Genomic DNA, 13,296 nt, shown 5'->3' with positions numbered 1-13,296 from the left:
TCAAAGCGTCTGTTTATCCGGGCGAAAGTGCTCTGATTTTTCATTACTTCATTTTGTGGATTTTCAATGTCAGCTAAAACGACTCTCGCCCTGGCCCTGTGTGTTGCGATCACCGGTTGTGCACAGACTCCTAAAAACGACGCGGACGGCGGCACCTGGTGGCCGTTCGGTTCTCCCGACAAAGTGGCGGCCAATGAGCCTGCACCGACTCCAGCTCCGGCGCCGCTGAAACCTGCCGCCACCGCGCCGGTTGCCAAGGCTGAAAGCAGCAATCCCTGGTACTGGCCGTTCGGCTCCGATGATGCCGCTGCCAAAGCTGACATGAAGGCCGAAGTAGCACCTGAAGCCAAGAAACCGGTCTCCGTCGCCAAGGCTGAAGCTGACGCAGGTGGAAAATGGTGGTGGCCGTTCGGCGGCAAGGATCAGCCTGTGACCAAAGCAGTGCCGATGCCGGATCCGAAAGTCACCCAGGCCTGGCTCGACGATTACGAGCCGCGTCTGCGCACCGCCATCAAGGACAGCAACCTGCAACTCGAGCGCCGCGAAAACGTGCTGGTGGTCACCGCGCCGGTTGAAGGTTCGTTCAACCCGGATCGTCCGTCGATGTTGCTGCCAGTCACCCTCGGCCCGTTCACTCGTGTGGCGAAAATCCTCGAAGCCGACCCGAAAACTGCCGTGCTTGTACTTGGTCACAGCGACACCAGCGGTGCTGCTCCAGCCAACGTCAAACTGAGTCAGGAACGTGCCCAGGCCATTGCAGCGATTTTCCGCCTCAGCGGTTTGCAGCGTGATCGTCTGATGCTGCGCGGCATGGGCTCTGAAGCGCCACGTGCGGCCAACGACAGCGTTGAAGGCCGTGCGTTGAACCGTCGTGTTGAACTGCTGGTGACCCCGCAAAACACCATGGTTGCGTTGCTCAGCAAATACAACATGCCGGCGCCGAAGCCAGTGACCCTGGTTGCTGCACAAGACGTCAAGCCAGTGGCCAAACCGGTGACGCCAGCCCCGGCCGCGAAGAAAGCTGCTGTACCAGCCGCCAAAAAGGCCCCGGCCAAGAAAGCTGCCGCCAAGGCTCCGGCGAAAAAGGCTCCAGCCAAAGCTCCAGCGAAGAAGACTGCTCCAGCCAAAGCCGCGGCGACCGACAAGAAAGTCGCCGCCACCGATGCCGCCAAGAAGTGATCCGCTAACGAAAAGGAATGCGCCATGACCCAGGCTCTGGCAGATATGCGTCGTGATTACACCCGTGATGGCCTGACCGAGGCGCAAGCCCCGGCCGAGCCGTTTGCGCTGTTCCACCAGTGGTTTGCCGATGCGGTGAAAACCGAGCAGGCGCCGGTTGAAGCCAACGCCATGACCGTGGCCACAGTAGATGCGGACGGGCGTCCGCATTGCCGCATTCTGTTGCTCAAGGGCCTGGACGAGCAGGGTTTCACCTTCTTCACCAACTACGAAAGTGCCAAGGGTCAGCATCTGGCAGCGAATCCGTTCGCGGCCATGACCTTCTTCTGGCCGACCCTTGAGCGTCAGGTGCGCATCGAAGGTCGGGTGGTGAAAGTCACGCCTGCAGAGTCCGATGCGTATTATCAAGTGCGTCCATTGGGCAGCCGTCTCGGTGCCTGGGCGTCGCCGCAGAGCCGGGTGATCAACGGGCGAGGGGAGCTGGAAGATTTGCTCAAGGCCACCGAGCAGCGCTTCAGCGATACCCAGCCGGATTGCCCGGAACACTGGGGCGGTTACCGCTTGCTGCCCGAGCGCATCGAGTTCTGGCAGGGCCGTGCGAGCCGACTGCATGATCGCCTCAACTACCGTTTGCAAGGCGCCGACTGGATTCTTGAACGTCTGGCACCTTAAGCAGTCTACCGAGCGAGATAGCCTGCCGCTGAGGCCTCCAGCCACATCGACAGGTCTCTGCGCTTGATCTTCAGCGCCTGAGCGCGGGCCAACTGATCGAGCATGAAGGCACGTTTGCCTTCATCCTTGCCGGCCAGTGAAAGCGCGAGGTCGCGGTCCATCCAGCGTTTGATCCGCAAGTACAACCACCCGTGGAAGTACAGACCGGCGACGGTGGTAACGACGATGATGAAGTAATCCATGAAAATCCTCGGGGCGGTGGCGCAGGATCGGTCATTTGGCGCTAAGGTTGGGATTCTGAGGGAAGAGCACAGGCGTCTGTACCTCGCCTGAATGAAAGCCAATTTATCCGCACTGCGTCGTGACAGACGTCAAGCTGCGGAGTTTAATGAATAGATGTTCTTTTGGAGTTGATGCTATGCGTAAGTCTGTTCTGCTGGTTGCTTCCTTTTCCACGATGGCGATGTTGCTTACCGGTTGCCAATCGAGCCTGACCGGTGACTCCTACTCCCGTGACGAAGCGCGTCGCGTGCAGACGATTCGCATGGGCACCATCGAATCCCTGCGTCCGGTCAAAATCGAAGGCACCAAGACCCCGATTGGCGGCGCTGCAGGCGCTGTGGTCGGCGGTGTTGGTGGCAGCGCTATCGGCGGTGGCAAGGGCAGTATCGTTGCTGCTGTCATCGGTGCGGTGGCGGGTGGTCTGCTCGGTTCCGCAACCGAAGAAGGCCTGACCCGTACTCAAGGCGTGGAAATCACCGTTCGTGAAGACGACGGCAGCATGCGCGCCTATGTGCAGCAGGTTCAGGAGAATGAAGTGTTCCGTGTTGGCGAGCGGGTACGGATTTCGACTGTTGGCGGGACTAGCCGCGTTTCGCACTAAGCGAGAGCAAGCGGTAAAAGAAAACCCCGATCAGGTGACTGGTCGGGGTTTTTTGTGGCCGTTGCCTTTTTGAATCAGGTTTTTCAGTCTTCGCGACAAAGTCCGATGCAGTAAATCAAATCGTCCCTGAAGGGTGTTTTGACAAGCTGCATGATTTCTCTGGCTTGGGTTTGCGTCAGGTCATGCTCACCCATTGGTACGTCTTTCAGGGATTTCCATCCCATTACGTCAAGAACTGCTTGCTCTGAAGTCTGCGGTACATCTTTGTCATATTGCAGAGAGTCGTCTGGATTTGATTCTGGGAAAAATCCAGAAAGAGCTAAAAAAATCATTTTTCAATACTCGATCGTCACTTGGTTGTAGTGCGTCTTTCAGGTTTTGCATTACCCGTCTGCTCGCCCGTTTGAATATCGAACTCGCCGAGATGATCCCCTTCCCAGTTATAAACCTCGACAGCTCCATGTTGATAGTCCCACTCATAAATGCGTTTCTTGCTTTCCCAGCGCTTGCGATGCCCTTTGTTACGAACCGGTTTTGCGTCGGGGAATGCAGGGAGTAACTTGGGGGGAATATGGTAGTCGTGGTCACCGGATACCGGACCCTCAACCACTATATACAGCGGTCTTACCCCCGAACCCACCGGAAACACCAGAATGAAATCCTCGTACGCCGGCGGATAAACCGGATTAACCAGAATCGCATCCGCTGCATTCGTTGGCGGGTAAACCCAGATGTGCGGTGTCTGCGGGGCGGCCTCCAGCGCCGGAATACCGAGGATGTCTGAGCCATCCACGGCTGGCGTCCAGATCAGTTCGATACCTTTGCCCTTGCCCAGAACTGCGACGAACTGGCCGTCGCGCGCAATGAATTGCACGACATCTACCATTTCCCAATCGCGATTCTTGCCGGTATAGAAGGCGTAGCCTTTGAGGCTGCCGTTGGCCTGTTGTTCGATTCGCAGGCGTACGCGGGTGCGGGCCTGTTTGAGCGCGCGCAGTTGTTCGTCGGTGTAGAGAGCGCTGTCGCCAAGGCTTGACGGTATGAAGAGCGCGACCAATCCCACCAGGGTGGCCGCTGAAGTACTGGCGGCGACGGCGGGCAGCGCTTCGAAGGCAGAACCTGCCAGGGATTGTTCGCTACTTACCTGAAGGGCCGGTAACTTATGGCGAGGGAGCAAGCTCCCTCGCAACAAAAGCCCTTCACGAACATTTTAAGTTTTCGGCAGAGCAGTGCTCTTGCGACTGGCCGCCGCCGTTACCGCATAACCAATCAACGCGGCGAACAGCGAGCCGGTCAGGATGCCCATCCGGTCCATGCCTGCGTATTCGCTGGCACCTGGAACGAAGGCCAGCGAACCGACAAACAGGCTCATGGTGAAGCCAATCCCGCAAAGAATCGCGACTCCCAGCACCTGACCCCAATTGGCACCCTGAGGGAGGGCGGCGATGCCCGTCTTCACGGCCAGCCAAGTCAGGCCGAACACACCGACGGTCTTGCCCACCAACAGGCCCACGGCAATGCCCATGGGTACGAGATGGGTGAAGCTTTCGACGGTGACGCCACTCAGCGACAGGCCAGCGTTGGCGAAGGCGAACAGTGGCAGGATGCCGTAGGCGACCCAAGGATGCAGCGCGTGTTCGAGGGTCAGCAGCGGCGAAGGCTCGGCGTTTTTCGTGCGTAGCGGAATGCAGAAGGCCAGGGTTACGCCGGCCAATGTCGCGTGCACACCGCTCTTGAGTACGCACACCCACAGGATCAGGCCGATGATCATGTACGGGCCAAGCTTGACCACGCCGAGGCGGTTCAGCGCCACCAATGCGGCGATGCATGCTGCTGCCAGACCCAGCGACAGGGTCGAGAGATCGCCTGAGTAGAAGATTGCAATGATCACGATGGCGCCAAGGTCATCGATGATTGCCAGGGTCATCAGGAACAGCTTCAACGACACCGGTATGCGTTTGCCAAGCAGAGCCAGCACGCCGAGGGCGAAGGCGATGTCGGTGGCGGTCGGGATCGCCCAGCCGTCGAGGGCAGCAGGGTTGTCGCGGTTCAGGAACCAGTAGATCAGCGCCGGCACCAGCATGCCGCCAATAGCGGCCGCGCCGGGCAGGACGAGCTGCGATGGCTTGGACAACTGACCGTCGAGCACCTCGCGCTTCACTTCCAGGCCGATCAGCAGGAAGAACAGCGCCATCAAGCCGTCGTTGATCCACAGCAGCAGGGGTTTAGCGATTTTCAACGCACCGATCTGCGCCACCACCGGGGTGTCGAGCAGGCCGCTGTACAGCCACGAAAGCTGTGAGTTGTTGATAATCAAAGCGAGGATGGCCGCGGCGATCAGTAATAGACCGCTGGCAGCTTCCAACTGAAAGAAACGCGTGAAAGTGCTACGCAGAGGCAAGGTCGCTCTCCATCGATAAGTCAAAAAGGTGGAACACCCTAACCCGTACCGTTAGTTGTTAAAACAAAAGTTATATTCTTTTTTGTTATATGTCGTTACAACGCGTCTGCTGCAAAGCCAAGGTCAGCCTAGCAGTTGCCTGGCACATTGAGACTCAGCTGTATCTGTGCGCGATGCAGGAATTTTTCTAAGCTTGCGAGAGAGCCTTCGAGGAGGCTGAACTCCTGCCCGATTCGACCGAGAACCCTGACCATGAGCGACACCCGACAGTGGGCCCGCGAAGCCATCCGCATCATTGAAGCGGATTTTCAGCGCAGCGCCGACACCCACCTGATTCCCTTGCCGTTGCCGGGTTTTGCGGGCATCGAGTTGTACTTCAAAGACGAATCCAGTCATCCGACCGGAAGCCTCAAGCACCGCCTGGCCCGCTCATTGTTCCTCTATGCACTGTGTAACGGCTGGCTTAAACCCGGTGCGCCGGTGATCGAAGCGTCCAGCGGTTCGACGGCGATTTCCGAAGCGTATTTCGCGCGCATGCTGGGTCTGCCGTTCATTGCAGTGATGCCGGCGACCACGTCCAAAGAGAAAATTGCCCAGATCGCTTTCTACGGTGGGCAAAGCCACCTGGTGAAAGATCCGACGCAGATCTACGCCGAATCCGAACGCCTGGCTCGCGAGCACGGCGGCCATTTCATCGACCAGTTCACCTATGCCGAGCGCGCCACCGACTGGCGGGCAAACAACAATATCGCCGAATCGATTTTCCAGCAGATGCGCTTCGAGCAGCATCCCGAGCCGAGCTGGCTGATTTCCAGCCCCGGCACCGGCGGCACCACCGCAACCCTCGGCCGTTACGTACGCTATCGCCAGCACTGCACCCGCGTGTTGTGTGCGGACGCCGAACGTTCGGTGTTCTTCGATTACTACCAGACTGGCGACGCCAGCCTGCGTCTGGATTGCGGTTCGCGGATCGAAGGCATCGGTCGGCCACGGGTGGAGGCTTCCTTCCTGCCCAAAGTGATCGATGCGATGGTCAAGGTACCGGACGCCTTGTCACTGGCAGCCATGCATTATCTGGCGCAGCGGCTGGGACGGCACGTCGGTGGGTCGAGCGGGACCAATCTGATTGGCGCGCTGATGGCGGCGCAGCAGATGAAAGCGGCGGGGGAGTCGGGGTCGATCGTGGCGATTCTGTGCGATGGCGGCGAGCGTTATGCCGACACCTACTACGATCAGCAATGGCTCAAGGCTCAGGGGTATGAGCTGGACGAGTTGATCGAGGCAGTGGCGGCGAGTGCCGAACGCGGTGAGGTGCTGCCGACCTCTGTCCTGCGCGCCAACATTTAAAAGCAAAAAGATCGCAGCCTTCGGCAGCTCCTACAAGAGAATACATTCCTGTAGGAGCTGCCGAAGGCTGCGATCTTTTGATCTTGAGATTTACGCTTTGAGGCCCAGAATGTCCCGAGCCACAGCCTCGGCAATCCGAATTCCGTCCACGCCCGCCGACAGAATCCCGCCCGCATAGCCCGCACCTTCACCGGCGGGGAACAAGCCCTTCACGTTCATGCTCTGCAGCGTTTCGTTGCGCGTGATGCGCAGTGGCGACGAGGTGCGCGTCTCGATCCCGGTCAACACCGCATCGTGCAGCGAGTAACCGCGAATCTGCTTCTCGAACGCCGGCAAGGCTTCGCGGATCGCTTCAATAGCGAAATCCGGCAGAGCCAGCGACAGATCACCCAATGCGACCCCCGGCTTGTACGACGGTTCGACTTCACCCAGTTCGGTCGAAGGAATGTCGTTGATGAAATCGCCGACCAGTTGCGCCGGAGCCTTGTAATCGCTGCCGCCAAGGATGAACGCATGGGATTCCAGGCGTTCCTGCAACTCGATCCCGGCCAGCGGGCCGCCCGGATAATCGACTTCCGGTGTGATGCCGACAACGATGCCGGAGTTGGCATTGCGCTCGTTACGCGAATATTGGCTCATGCCGTTGGTGACCACCCGGTTTGGCTCGGAAGTCGCCGCCACCACGGTGCCGCCTGGGCACATGCAGAAGCTGTAGACCGAGCGGCCGTTCTTGGCGTGGTGCACCAGTTTGTAGTCGGCGGCGCCGAGTTTCGGGTGGCCGGCGTATTTGCCCAGACGCGCACGGTCGATCAGCGATTGCGGATGTTCAATACGGAAACCTACCGAAAACGGCTTGGCTTCCATGAACACGCCACGGCTGTGGAGCATGCGGAACGTGTCGCGGGCGCTGTGGCCGAGGGCCAGAACCACATGTCTGGAGTGCAGGGTTTCGCCGCTGGCCAGTTGCACGCCGACCAATTGTCCGTCTTCGATGAGCACGTCGCTGACGCGCTCCTGGAAGCGTACTTCGCCACCCAGTTCGCGGATCTGCTCGCGCATGTTTTCAACCATGCCGGTCAGACGGAACGTACCGATGTGCGGCTTGCTGACGTAGAGGATTTCTTCCGGCGCGCCGGCCTTGACGAACTCGTGCAGAACCTTGCGGCCAAGGAACTTCGGATCCTTGATCTGGCTGTACAGCTTGCCGTCGGAGAATGTACCCGCGCCGCCTTCGCCGAACTGCACGTTGGACTCAGGGTTAAGCACACTTTTACGCCACAGGCCCCAGGTGTCCTTGGTGCGCTGGCGCACTTCGGTGCCGCGTTCCAGAACGATCGGCTTGAAGCCCATTTGCGCCAGCAGCAGGCCGGCGAAGATTCCGCAGGGGCCGAAACCGACCACGATCGGGCGCTGGTTCAGGTCACTCGGCGCCTGGCCGACGAATTTGTAGCTGACATCCGGCGCCACGTTGACGTTACGGTCGTCGGCGAACTTGCCCAACACCTTGGCCTCGTCGCTTACGTTGAGGTCGATGGTGTAGATGAAGCACAGTTCGGAGGACTTTTTGCGCGCGTCGTAGCTGCGCTTGAACAAGGTGAAATCGAGCAAGTCATCGCTGGCGATGCCCAGACGCTGCACGATGGCAACGCGCAGGTCTTCTTCGGGATGGTCGATTGGCAGCTTGAGTTCAGTGATTCGTAACATGGCGAGGATCCGGGTTCGCGGGGCGCACAACTGCGCCAGGGCGTTTGAAGGCCGGGATTATAAGCCGCAAAGGCCGGATCCGGTGAGGCTAAAACACTCAGTCGTTACGCGATCCGCCGAAATACCCGCAGCCGCGCTGCACCTGGCCATCGATGCGCAACTCGGCGCTCATGTGCTGCACGCTGCCAGTGCTGCTGTCGACGCAGCGCTGCGGTGCGACCCACAATTCGATGCGCTGATTGTTGGCTTCACTGCTCAGATTGAAGCGGCCATCGCCCAGTTGTTCTTCAACATAAGGTACGGCGAGTGGTGGCTGACCGTCGCGGTCGATGACCATGCCTTTGCCGCTGACCTTGACGTTCCATTCCGGGCCATGGCCGGCAGCACGCAGGATCAACAGCTTGAAATTGGGGTCATCGCAGGCCGTGCCCGAGCGCTCGACGCGATACAACTGAGTCAGATCGAGTCGGTCGCCGGCGACCTTGCCGCGCACGTCGGCGAACAGCTTGCCGTGCTCATCGGCGAGGGTAGCGGCCTCTTGCAGAACGCTGGTGCCGCCGATGTCGTTGACCACGTATTGACGCTGATCCTGACACGGCTGGAACACCAGTTTGCCGTCGGCAGCGGTCAGTTGCCCCTGCATCCGTGTCTGCCCCACATGGGAGGCACTTTCACGTTGGCCATCGAACAACTGGCACGCGGCGAACAACGGCAACAGGGCAACAAGGACTAACGAACGGGCAACACGCATCTTCGACTCTCCAGACAAGTGCCGCCACGTTACTGAGGCCAGCCGCCGATCACAAGGTTTGTGTAAACGCTATTGAGTGGGCTCCAGCGCCATTGCATAGTGATGCGCTGTCGAGGAGCGGTGGCGAAGGAGATTTGGATGCAATGGAAAACCATGATGTTGCTGCTGATGATGGCGGGAGCCGGCGCTGGCCAGGCAGCCGACCTCCAATTTACCTCTTCTGCAGACTTCAAACGGCTGCAAATACTGCTTGAGGATCAAGACGGGGCCAACCCGGACCATGTCGAATTATCAGTCACCCTGACGGCCGAAGCGGCGAAGCGCGCTCAACAAGTGAGCCTTGCAGCGATGGGGCAGCCATTGACCGTATCGATCAATGGCCTGCCGGTCACCACGGCAACGGTGCATTCCGTTTTGAGGGAGAGGTTCCGGATATCGATAGAACGCCCCGTGGCCAAAAGACTTTTGCCGACCCTGATCAACTAAGTCTCATCAACCGACGTGAAATGTCTGGCCTGTCTGCAAGCCTTCGACACTTTTGGCGTAGGCCAACGCCACATCCGCCGCAGGAACGGGCTTGTAGCCACGGAAATACGGGGCGTATTTACCCATCGCTTCCAGCAAAACGGTCGGGCTGATCGAGTTCACTCGCAAACCGCGCGGCAGTTCGATGGCGGCGGCACGGACGAAGCTGTCCAGCGCACCGTTGACCAGTGCAGCCGAGGCGCCACTGCGGATCGGATCGTGGCTGAGCACCCCAGTGGTGAATGTGAACGAGGCGCCGTCATTGGCGAATTCGCGGCCGATCAACAGCAGATTGACCTGACCCATCAGTTTGTCTTTGAGGCCGAGTGCGAAGCTGTCTTCACTCATTTCTCCCAGCGGGGCGAATGTCACGTTGCCGGCGGCGCAGATCAGTGCATCGAACTTGCCGGTCTGCTCGAAGAGCTTGCGGATCGACGCGCTGTCGCTGATATCGACGTGAAAGTCACCGCTGGTACGACCGATACGAATGACCTCGTGGCGTTGCGACAATTCTTTATCCACGGCCGAACCGATGGTGCCGCCAGCGCCTATCAACAGAATTTTCATCGTGCTGTGCCTCAAGTGATTGAACGAGGTTTCAATCTAGAGTGGTTTTTCCTGCGGATAAACGCGCTAATGGGCAACCTTTGGTTTTCAAATGGAAACAGTCCATGAGCGAAATGGATGATCTGGCCGCGTTTGCCGTGTTGATCGAGGCTGGCAGTTTCACCTTGGCAGCGCAGCAACTGGGTTGCAGCAAAGGCCAGTTGTCCAAGCGCATCAGTCAGCTGGAGGCGCGGTTTTCCGTGGTCTTGCTACAGCGTACGACCCGACGTTTGAGCCTGACCGCCGCCGGTGCGGCATTGTTGCCACAGGCGCAGGCACTTGTAGTCCAAGTGGAAAGGGCACGTCAGGCATTGGCGCGGTTGAAGGACGACATGGCCGGCCCGGTGCGTATGACGGTTCCGGTTTCGCTGGGGGAAACCTTCTTCGACGGTCTGCTACTGGATTTCTCGCAGCAATACCCCGAAGTGCAGATCGAGCTGGAACTGAACAACAGCTATCGCGATCTTTCGCGGGATGGATTTGACCTGGCGATTCGTAGCGAAGTCGCCAATGACCAACGGCTGGTGGCCAAACCGCTGCTGGCCTGGCAGGAAATGACATGTGCCAGTCCTGACTATCTCGAGCGCTTCGGCGAGCCAATGACGCCCCAGGCGCTGGCCGAACACCGCTGTTTGCTCAACAGTCATTACAGCGGTCGCGAGGAATGGTTGTACCACCAGCAACACGAATTACTGCGGGTGCGGGTGTCGGGGCCGTTCGCCAGCAACCATTACAATCTGCTCAAGAAAGCCGCTCTCACCGGCGCCGGCATCGCCCGGTTGCCGTCGTACCTGCTGCAGGAAGAATTGGCTGACGGGCGATTGCGCTGGCTCCTGCGCGACTACCAGACCCGGCGCATGCCGATGTACCTGGTGCACCCGTATCAAGGCGGGTTGCCCAAACGCACGCAGGTATTGGCAGATTATTTGATCGGCTGGTTCAAGCGCAGCGGCGAGGCGCTCGACCGCCTGCAGCGCTAATTCCGGTTTCACTCCAGTCTCCGTGGGAGCGAGCCTGCTCGCGAAAGCCGTACATGGCGCAACACATTTGCTGAATGTGAAATCGTATTCGCGAGCAGGCTCGCTCCCACACGCAATTGCTCAGCTTGCGAATCGGCGGGCGATCAGGTGATCGATCGAGAGCTTGCCCGGCCCGGTTGCCATCAAGTAAAGCAACACCGCCGCCCAGGTGCCGTGGGTCGGGTATGCATCCGGGTACACAAACAACTGAATGGTCAGGGTCATGCCCAGCAGCGCCAACGCCGAAAAGCGTGTAGCGAAACCGAGCAGGATCAGAACAGGAAAGAAATGCTCGGCAAACGCGGCCATGTGCGCGGCGATTTCGGGCGAAAGCAGCGGCACGTGGTACTCGCTTTCGAACAGCGGAATCGTCGAGCCGGCCAAGTGTGGCCAGCCCAATTGAAAGGTGCCGTCGATCAGATCGATGGCCAGGCCTTCGACCTTGGTTTGCCCGGATTTCCAGAACACCGCCGCAATCGAGAAGCGTGCAAGAAAAGCGATCAGGCTGTGGGGGATTTTTTCCAGCAGCGCGATGGCGCGGATGATCAGGTTATTCATGGCTGTTCCTTGAATTTCAGATGAGTGATGGCGTTGTGCGCGATCAGCAGACCGAGGGTTTGGGCCAGATCGAATGGCGGACTGTTTTCTGCCGCCGCCAGCAGTGGCTGGCCTTCGATCAAATGGCGAATGAACGTGCTGGCGCCGGGCTCGAGCGCAAACACTTCAACCTCCAGGCCGTTGCGCAGTACCAGAGCGTGCTGTTCACGGCTGATGTCGATGCCGGCGAGTGTTGCCTCCTGCTGGTGCGCCGCCCAGATCGCAACCACGGCATAGGCTGAATCAAGCAGGTGCAGGGACGGATGCAGTTCGAAACGCAGCTCGCTCAATACCTGCGGGGCGTTCAGGGCCGCGGTGATCTGTTCCGGGCGCACTGGCTCGGCATCGGCGGCGTGGTAGGCGCGGGTGCGCAAGTGTTCCAGGCGCGCGATGTCGGCCAGATAGGGCACGCTGCAGGCTGGTTCAAACGCGGCTATGAAATCCGCAAAATCTTCGCCGTAACGGCTCATCAACGGACTTCGCGGCGGCTGGCCCTGGACGAAAATGGCTGCCATGGCGCGAAAGAATGCCTCGCCAACCAATTGCATGACCACCGGGCAACTGTCCGCCAACGCGTTGATCAATGAACTCTGCACATTGTTGCGATACACCGCGAAACGGCTCTCAGGATCGGCGCCGTTGGCACTGCACAAACCTTCGGGGCAGGGCGATCCAGGGTTGAGCAGCGCGGCGCAGAAAGCGGCGTGAGTGCTCATGACGAACGCCTCACACGCTGCAACAACTCATCGGCCTGCTGCGCTTCGGCCAGCAACACGTTGAACGGCGGCACCTGATTGTCACGCTCGATCAGCGTCGCCACCGGGCCAATGCGCTCCAGCACTTGGCGATACAAATCCCAGACCGCTTGATCAATGGGCGCGCCGTGATCGTCGATCAGCAAGCGGTCGCCGAGGCTGTCGGAATCTTCGGCAAAACCGGCCAGATGAATTTCGCCAACCGCGTGCAACGGCAACGCATTGAGGTAGGCCAAGGGATCGCGCTGATGATTCACGCACGACACGTAGACATTGTTGACGTCGAGCAGCAAACCGCAGCCGCTGCGACGGATCACTTCAGCAATGAAATCTGCTTCGTCGATGGTCGAATGCCGGAAGGCCAGATACGTCGCTGGATTCTCCAGCAGCATGGGGCGTTTGAGGGTGTTCTGCACTTGGTCGATATGCTCGCAAACACGTTTCAGCGTCGGCTCGTCATACGCCAGTGGCAACAGGTCATTGAGGAACACCGGGCCGTGGCTCGACCATGCCAGATGTTCGGAAAAGGATTGCGGTTGATAGCGTTCGATCAACTCGCCGAGACGCTGCAAATGCTGAACATCCAGTGGCCCTTCAGCGCCGATGGACAGTCCGACACCGTGCAGCGATAACGGATATTGCTCGCGAATCAATCCGAGAAAATGATGAAACGGACCGCCGGCAACCATGTAGTTTTCGGCGTGGACTTCGAAAAAGCCGATGTCCGGCTGCGAACCGAGCACTTCGCGAAAGTGCTCGGTCTTGAGCCCCAGCCCGGCACGGGGCGGGAGCGCTGCGCAGGCTGCCTGAGTGCGGGGGAGGGCATGGTCGTGGGGTGTGAACATGATCGTCACTCA

15 protein-coding genes and 1 pseudogene are annotated in these 13,296 nt (G+C 59.2%); 6 read left to right on the top strand and 10 right to left on the bottom strand.

Annotation, left to right across the window (positions count from 1 at the left end; translation table 11 throughout):
- The first annotated feature begins 66 nt into the window (after positions 1 to 66).
- Both AB4P92_RS08965 and pdxH read left to right on the top strand, forming a co-directional pair.
- On the top strand, positions 67 to 1,179 hold the full coding sequence (locus AB4P92_RS08965; protein ID WP_395599255.1) for an OmpA family protein: 1,113 nt from the start codon (positions 67 to 69) through the stop codon (positions 1,177 to 1,179).
- 24 nt (positions 1,180 to 1,203) lie between these two features.
- The gene (pdxH, locus tag AB4P92_RS08960) at positions 1,204 to 1,851 is read left to right on the top strand and encodes a pyridoxamine 5'-phosphate oxidase (protein ID WP_042557973.1); all 648 of its coding nucleotides are present in this window, start codon (positions 1,204 to 1,206) and stop codon (positions 1,849 to 1,851) included.
- A gap of 5 nt (positions 1,852 to 1,856) precedes the next feature.
- Here the strand turns inward: pdxH and AB4P92_RS08955 are convergent, their stop codons facing one another.
- Positions 1,857 to 2,093, bottom strand: a complete 237-nt coding sequence (locus AB4P92_RS08955) for a hypothetical protein (protein WP_395599254.1) — start codon at positions 2,091 to 2,093, stop codon at positions 1,857 to 1,859.
- A gap of 176 nt (positions 2,094 to 2,269) precedes the next feature.
- Between AB4P92_RS08955 and AB4P92_RS08950 the strand changes: the two genes are divergently transcribed.
- Positions 2,270 to 2,734 (top strand): glycine zipper 2TM domain-containing protein, encoded by a 465-nt coding sequence (locus AB4P92_RS08950; protein ID WP_016771369.1) that lies wholly within the window; start codon positions 2,270 to 2,272, stop codon positions 2,732 to 2,734.
- 83 nt (positions 2,735 to 2,817) lie between these two features.
- Here AB4P92_RS08950 and AB4P92_RS08945 read toward each other — a convergent pair whose 3' ends face one another.
- The 3 genes and pseudogenes from AB4P92_RS08945 to nhaA form a co-directional block, all read right to left on the bottom strand.
- Positions 2,818 to 3,066 carry a pyocin S6 family toxin immunity protein gene (locus AB4P92_RS08945; RefSeq protein ID WP_150604943.1) on the bottom strand — a complete coding sequence of 83 codons (249 nt, stop codon included), beginning with the start codon at positions 3,064 to 3,066 and terminating at the stop codon, positions 2,818 to 2,820.
- A 17-nt stretch (positions 3,067 to 3,083) separates the two neighbouring features.
- Positions 3,084 to 3,863 (bottom strand): annotated as a pseudogene (locus AB4P92_RS08940) (S-type pyocin domain-containing protein); the annotation flags it as partial.
- A gap of 81 nt (positions 3,864 to 3,944) precedes the next feature.
- Positions 3,945 to 5,135 (bottom strand): Na+/H+ antiporter NhaA, encoded by a 1,191-nt coding sequence (gene nhaA / locus AB4P92_RS08935; protein WP_261735159.1) that lies wholly within the window; start codon positions 5,133 to 5,135, stop codon positions 3,945 to 3,947.
- Between the two features lie 252 nt (positions 5,136 to 5,387).
- Between nhaA and AB4P92_RS08930 the strand changes: the two genes are divergently transcribed.
- Complete coding sequence (locus tag AB4P92_RS08930) at positions 5,388 to 6,482, top strand: pyridoxal-phosphate dependent enzyme (protein ID WP_390896351.1); 1,095 nt, start codon at positions 5,388 to 5,390, stop codon at positions 6,480 to 6,482.
- Positions 6,483 to 6,572: 90 nt separating this feature from the next.
- Here the strand turns inward: AB4P92_RS08930 and AB4P92_RS08925 are convergent, their stop codons facing one another.
- Together AB4P92_RS08925 and AB4P92_RS08920 are read right to left on the bottom strand one after the other, a co-directional pair.
- Positions 6,573 to 8,186, bottom strand: a complete 1,614-nt coding sequence (locus AB4P92_RS08925; protein ID WP_042557979.1) for an NAD(P)/FAD-dependent oxidoreductase — start codon at positions 8,184 to 8,186, stop codon at positions 6,573 to 6,575.
- Positions 8,187 to 8,283: 97 nt separating this feature from the next.
- A complete protein-coding gene (locus tag AB4P92_RS08920) occupies positions 8,284 to 8,937 on the bottom strand; it encodes a COG3650 family protein (protein ID WP_261735160.1) in 654 nt (217 codons plus the stop codon).
- 138 nt (positions 8,938 to 9,075) lie between these two features.
- On the opposite strand from AB4P92_RS08920, the gene AB4P92_RS08915 reads away from it, so the two are divergent.
- Entirely contained in the window at positions 9,076 to 9,423 is a 348-nt protein-coding gene (locus AB4P92_RS08915) for a hypothetical protein (RefSeq protein ID WP_042557981.1), read from the top strand.
- A 6-nt stretch (positions 9,424 to 9,429) separates the two neighbouring features.
- On the opposite strand, the gene AB4P92_RS08910 is transcribed toward AB4P92_RS08915, so the two are convergent.
- Positions 9,430 to 10,029 carry a short chain dehydrogenase gene (locus tag AB4P92_RS08910; RefSeq protein ID WP_261735161.1) on the bottom strand — a complete coding sequence of 200 codons (600 nt, stop codon included), beginning with the start codon at positions 10,027 to 10,029 and terminating at the stop codon, positions 9,430 to 9,432.
- Between the two features lie 104 nt (positions 10,030 to 10,133).
- Between AB4P92_RS08910 and AB4P92_RS08905 the strand changes: the two genes are divergently transcribed.
- A complete protein-coding gene (locus AB4P92_RS08905; RefSeq protein ID WP_395599253.1) occupies positions 10,134 to 11,048 on the top strand; it encodes a LysR family transcriptional regulator in 915 nt (304 codons plus the stop codon).
- 120 nt (positions 11,049 to 11,168) lie between these two features.
- Here AB4P92_RS08905 and AB4P92_RS08900 read toward each other — a convergent pair whose 3' ends face one another.
- Genes AB4P92_RS08900 through AB4P92_RS08890 form a run of 3 tightly spaced genes read right to left on the bottom strand, consistent with a single transcriptional unit; the run spans position 11,169 to position 13,284 of the window.
- Positions 11,169 to 11,645 (bottom strand): DoxX family protein, encoded by a 477-nt coding sequence (locus AB4P92_RS08900; protein WP_042557984.1) that lies wholly within the window; start codon positions 11,643 to 11,645, stop codon positions 11,169 to 11,171.
- Positions 11,642 to 12,400: a DUF2063 domain-containing protein gene (locus AB4P92_RS08895; RefSeq protein WP_395599252.1), complete on the bottom strand. Its 759-nt coding sequence runs from the start codon at positions 12,398 to 12,400 to the stop codon at positions 11,642 to 11,644. The genes AB4P92_RS08900 and AB4P92_RS08895 overlap by 4 nt, the downstream gene beginning before the upstream one ends.
- Positions 12,397 to 13,284, bottom strand: a complete 888-nt coding sequence (locus AB4P92_RS08890; protein ID WP_395599251.1) for a DUF692 domain-containing protein — start codon at positions 13,282 to 13,284, stop codon at positions 12,397 to 12,399. The genes AB4P92_RS08895 and AB4P92_RS08890 overlap by 4 nt, the downstream gene beginning before the upstream one ends.
- Between the last annotated feature and the right edge of the window lie 12 nt (positions 13,285 to 13,296).

It is taken from the genome of Pseudomonas sp. A0308, from assembly GCF_044218815.1.
In the GTDB taxonomy this organism is placed as follows: domain Bacteria; phylum Pseudomonadota; class Gammaproteobacteria; order Pseudomonadales; family Pseudomonadaceae; genus Aquipseudomonas; species Aquipseudomonas iridis.
The sequence above is the reverse complement of the archived record's forward strand: the minus strand, read 5'-3'. Positions and strand labels throughout refer to the sequence as shown.

Excerpts from the sequence above, each read along its gene's own strand:
- AB4P92_RS08965 (WP_395599255.1), top strand. The coding sequence starts at position 67 with ATGTCAGCTAAAACGACTCTCGCCCTGGCCCTGTGTGTTGCGATCACC.
- pdxH (WP_042557973.1), top strand. The coding sequence starts at position 1,204 with ATGACCCAGGCTCTGGCAGATATGCGTCGTGATTACACCCGTGATGGC.
- AB4P92_RS08955 (WP_395599254.1), bottom strand. The coding sequence starts at position 2,093 with ATGGATTACTTCATCATCGTCGTTACCACCGTCGCCGGTCTGTACTTC.
- AB4P92_RS08950 (WP_016771369.1), top strand. The coding sequence starts at position 2,270 with ATGCGTAAGTCTGTTCTGCTGGTTGCTTCCTTTTCCACGATGGCGATG.
- AB4P92_RS08945 (WP_150604943.1), bottom strand. The coding sequence starts at position 3,066 with ATGATTTTTTTAGCTCTTTCTGGATTTTTCCCAGAATCAAATCCAGAC.
- AB4P92_RS08930 (WP_390896351.1), top strand. The coding sequence starts at position 5,388 with ATGAGCGACACCCGACAGTGGGCCCGCGAAGCCATCCGCATCATTGAA.
- AB4P92_RS08925 (WP_042557979.1), bottom strand. The coding sequence starts at position 8,186 with ATGTTACGAATCACTGAACTCAAGCTGCCAATCGACCATCCCGAAGAA.
- AB4P92_RS08920 (WP_261735160.1), bottom strand. The coding sequence starts at position 8,937 with ATGCGTGTTGCCCGTTCGTTAGTCCTTGTTGCCCTGTTGCCGTTGTTC.
- AB4P92_RS08915 (WP_042557981.1), top strand. The coding sequence starts at position 9,076 with ATGCAATGGAAAACCATGATGTTGCTGCTGATGATGGCGGGAGCCGGC.
- AB4P92_RS08910 (WP_261735161.1), bottom strand. The coding sequence starts at position 10,029 with ATGAAAATTCTGTTGATAGGCGCTGGCGGCACCATCGGTTCGGCCGTG.
- AB4P92_RS08905 (WP_395599253.1), top strand. The coding sequence starts at position 10,134 with ATGAGCGAAATGGATGATCTGGCCGCGTTTGCCGTGTTGATCGAGGCT.
- AB4P92_RS08900 (WP_042557984.1), bottom strand. The coding sequence starts at position 11,645 with ATGAATAACCTGATCATCCGCGCCATCGCGCTGCTGGAAAAAATCCCC.
- AB4P92_RS08895 (WP_395599252.1), bottom strand. The coding sequence starts at position 12,400 with ATGAGCACTCACGCCGCTTTCTGCGCCGCGCTGCTCAACCCTGGATCG.
- AB4P92_RS08890 (WP_395599251.1), bottom strand. The coding sequence starts at position 13,284 with ATGTTCACACCCCACGACCATGCCCTCCCCCGCACTCAGGCAGCCTGC.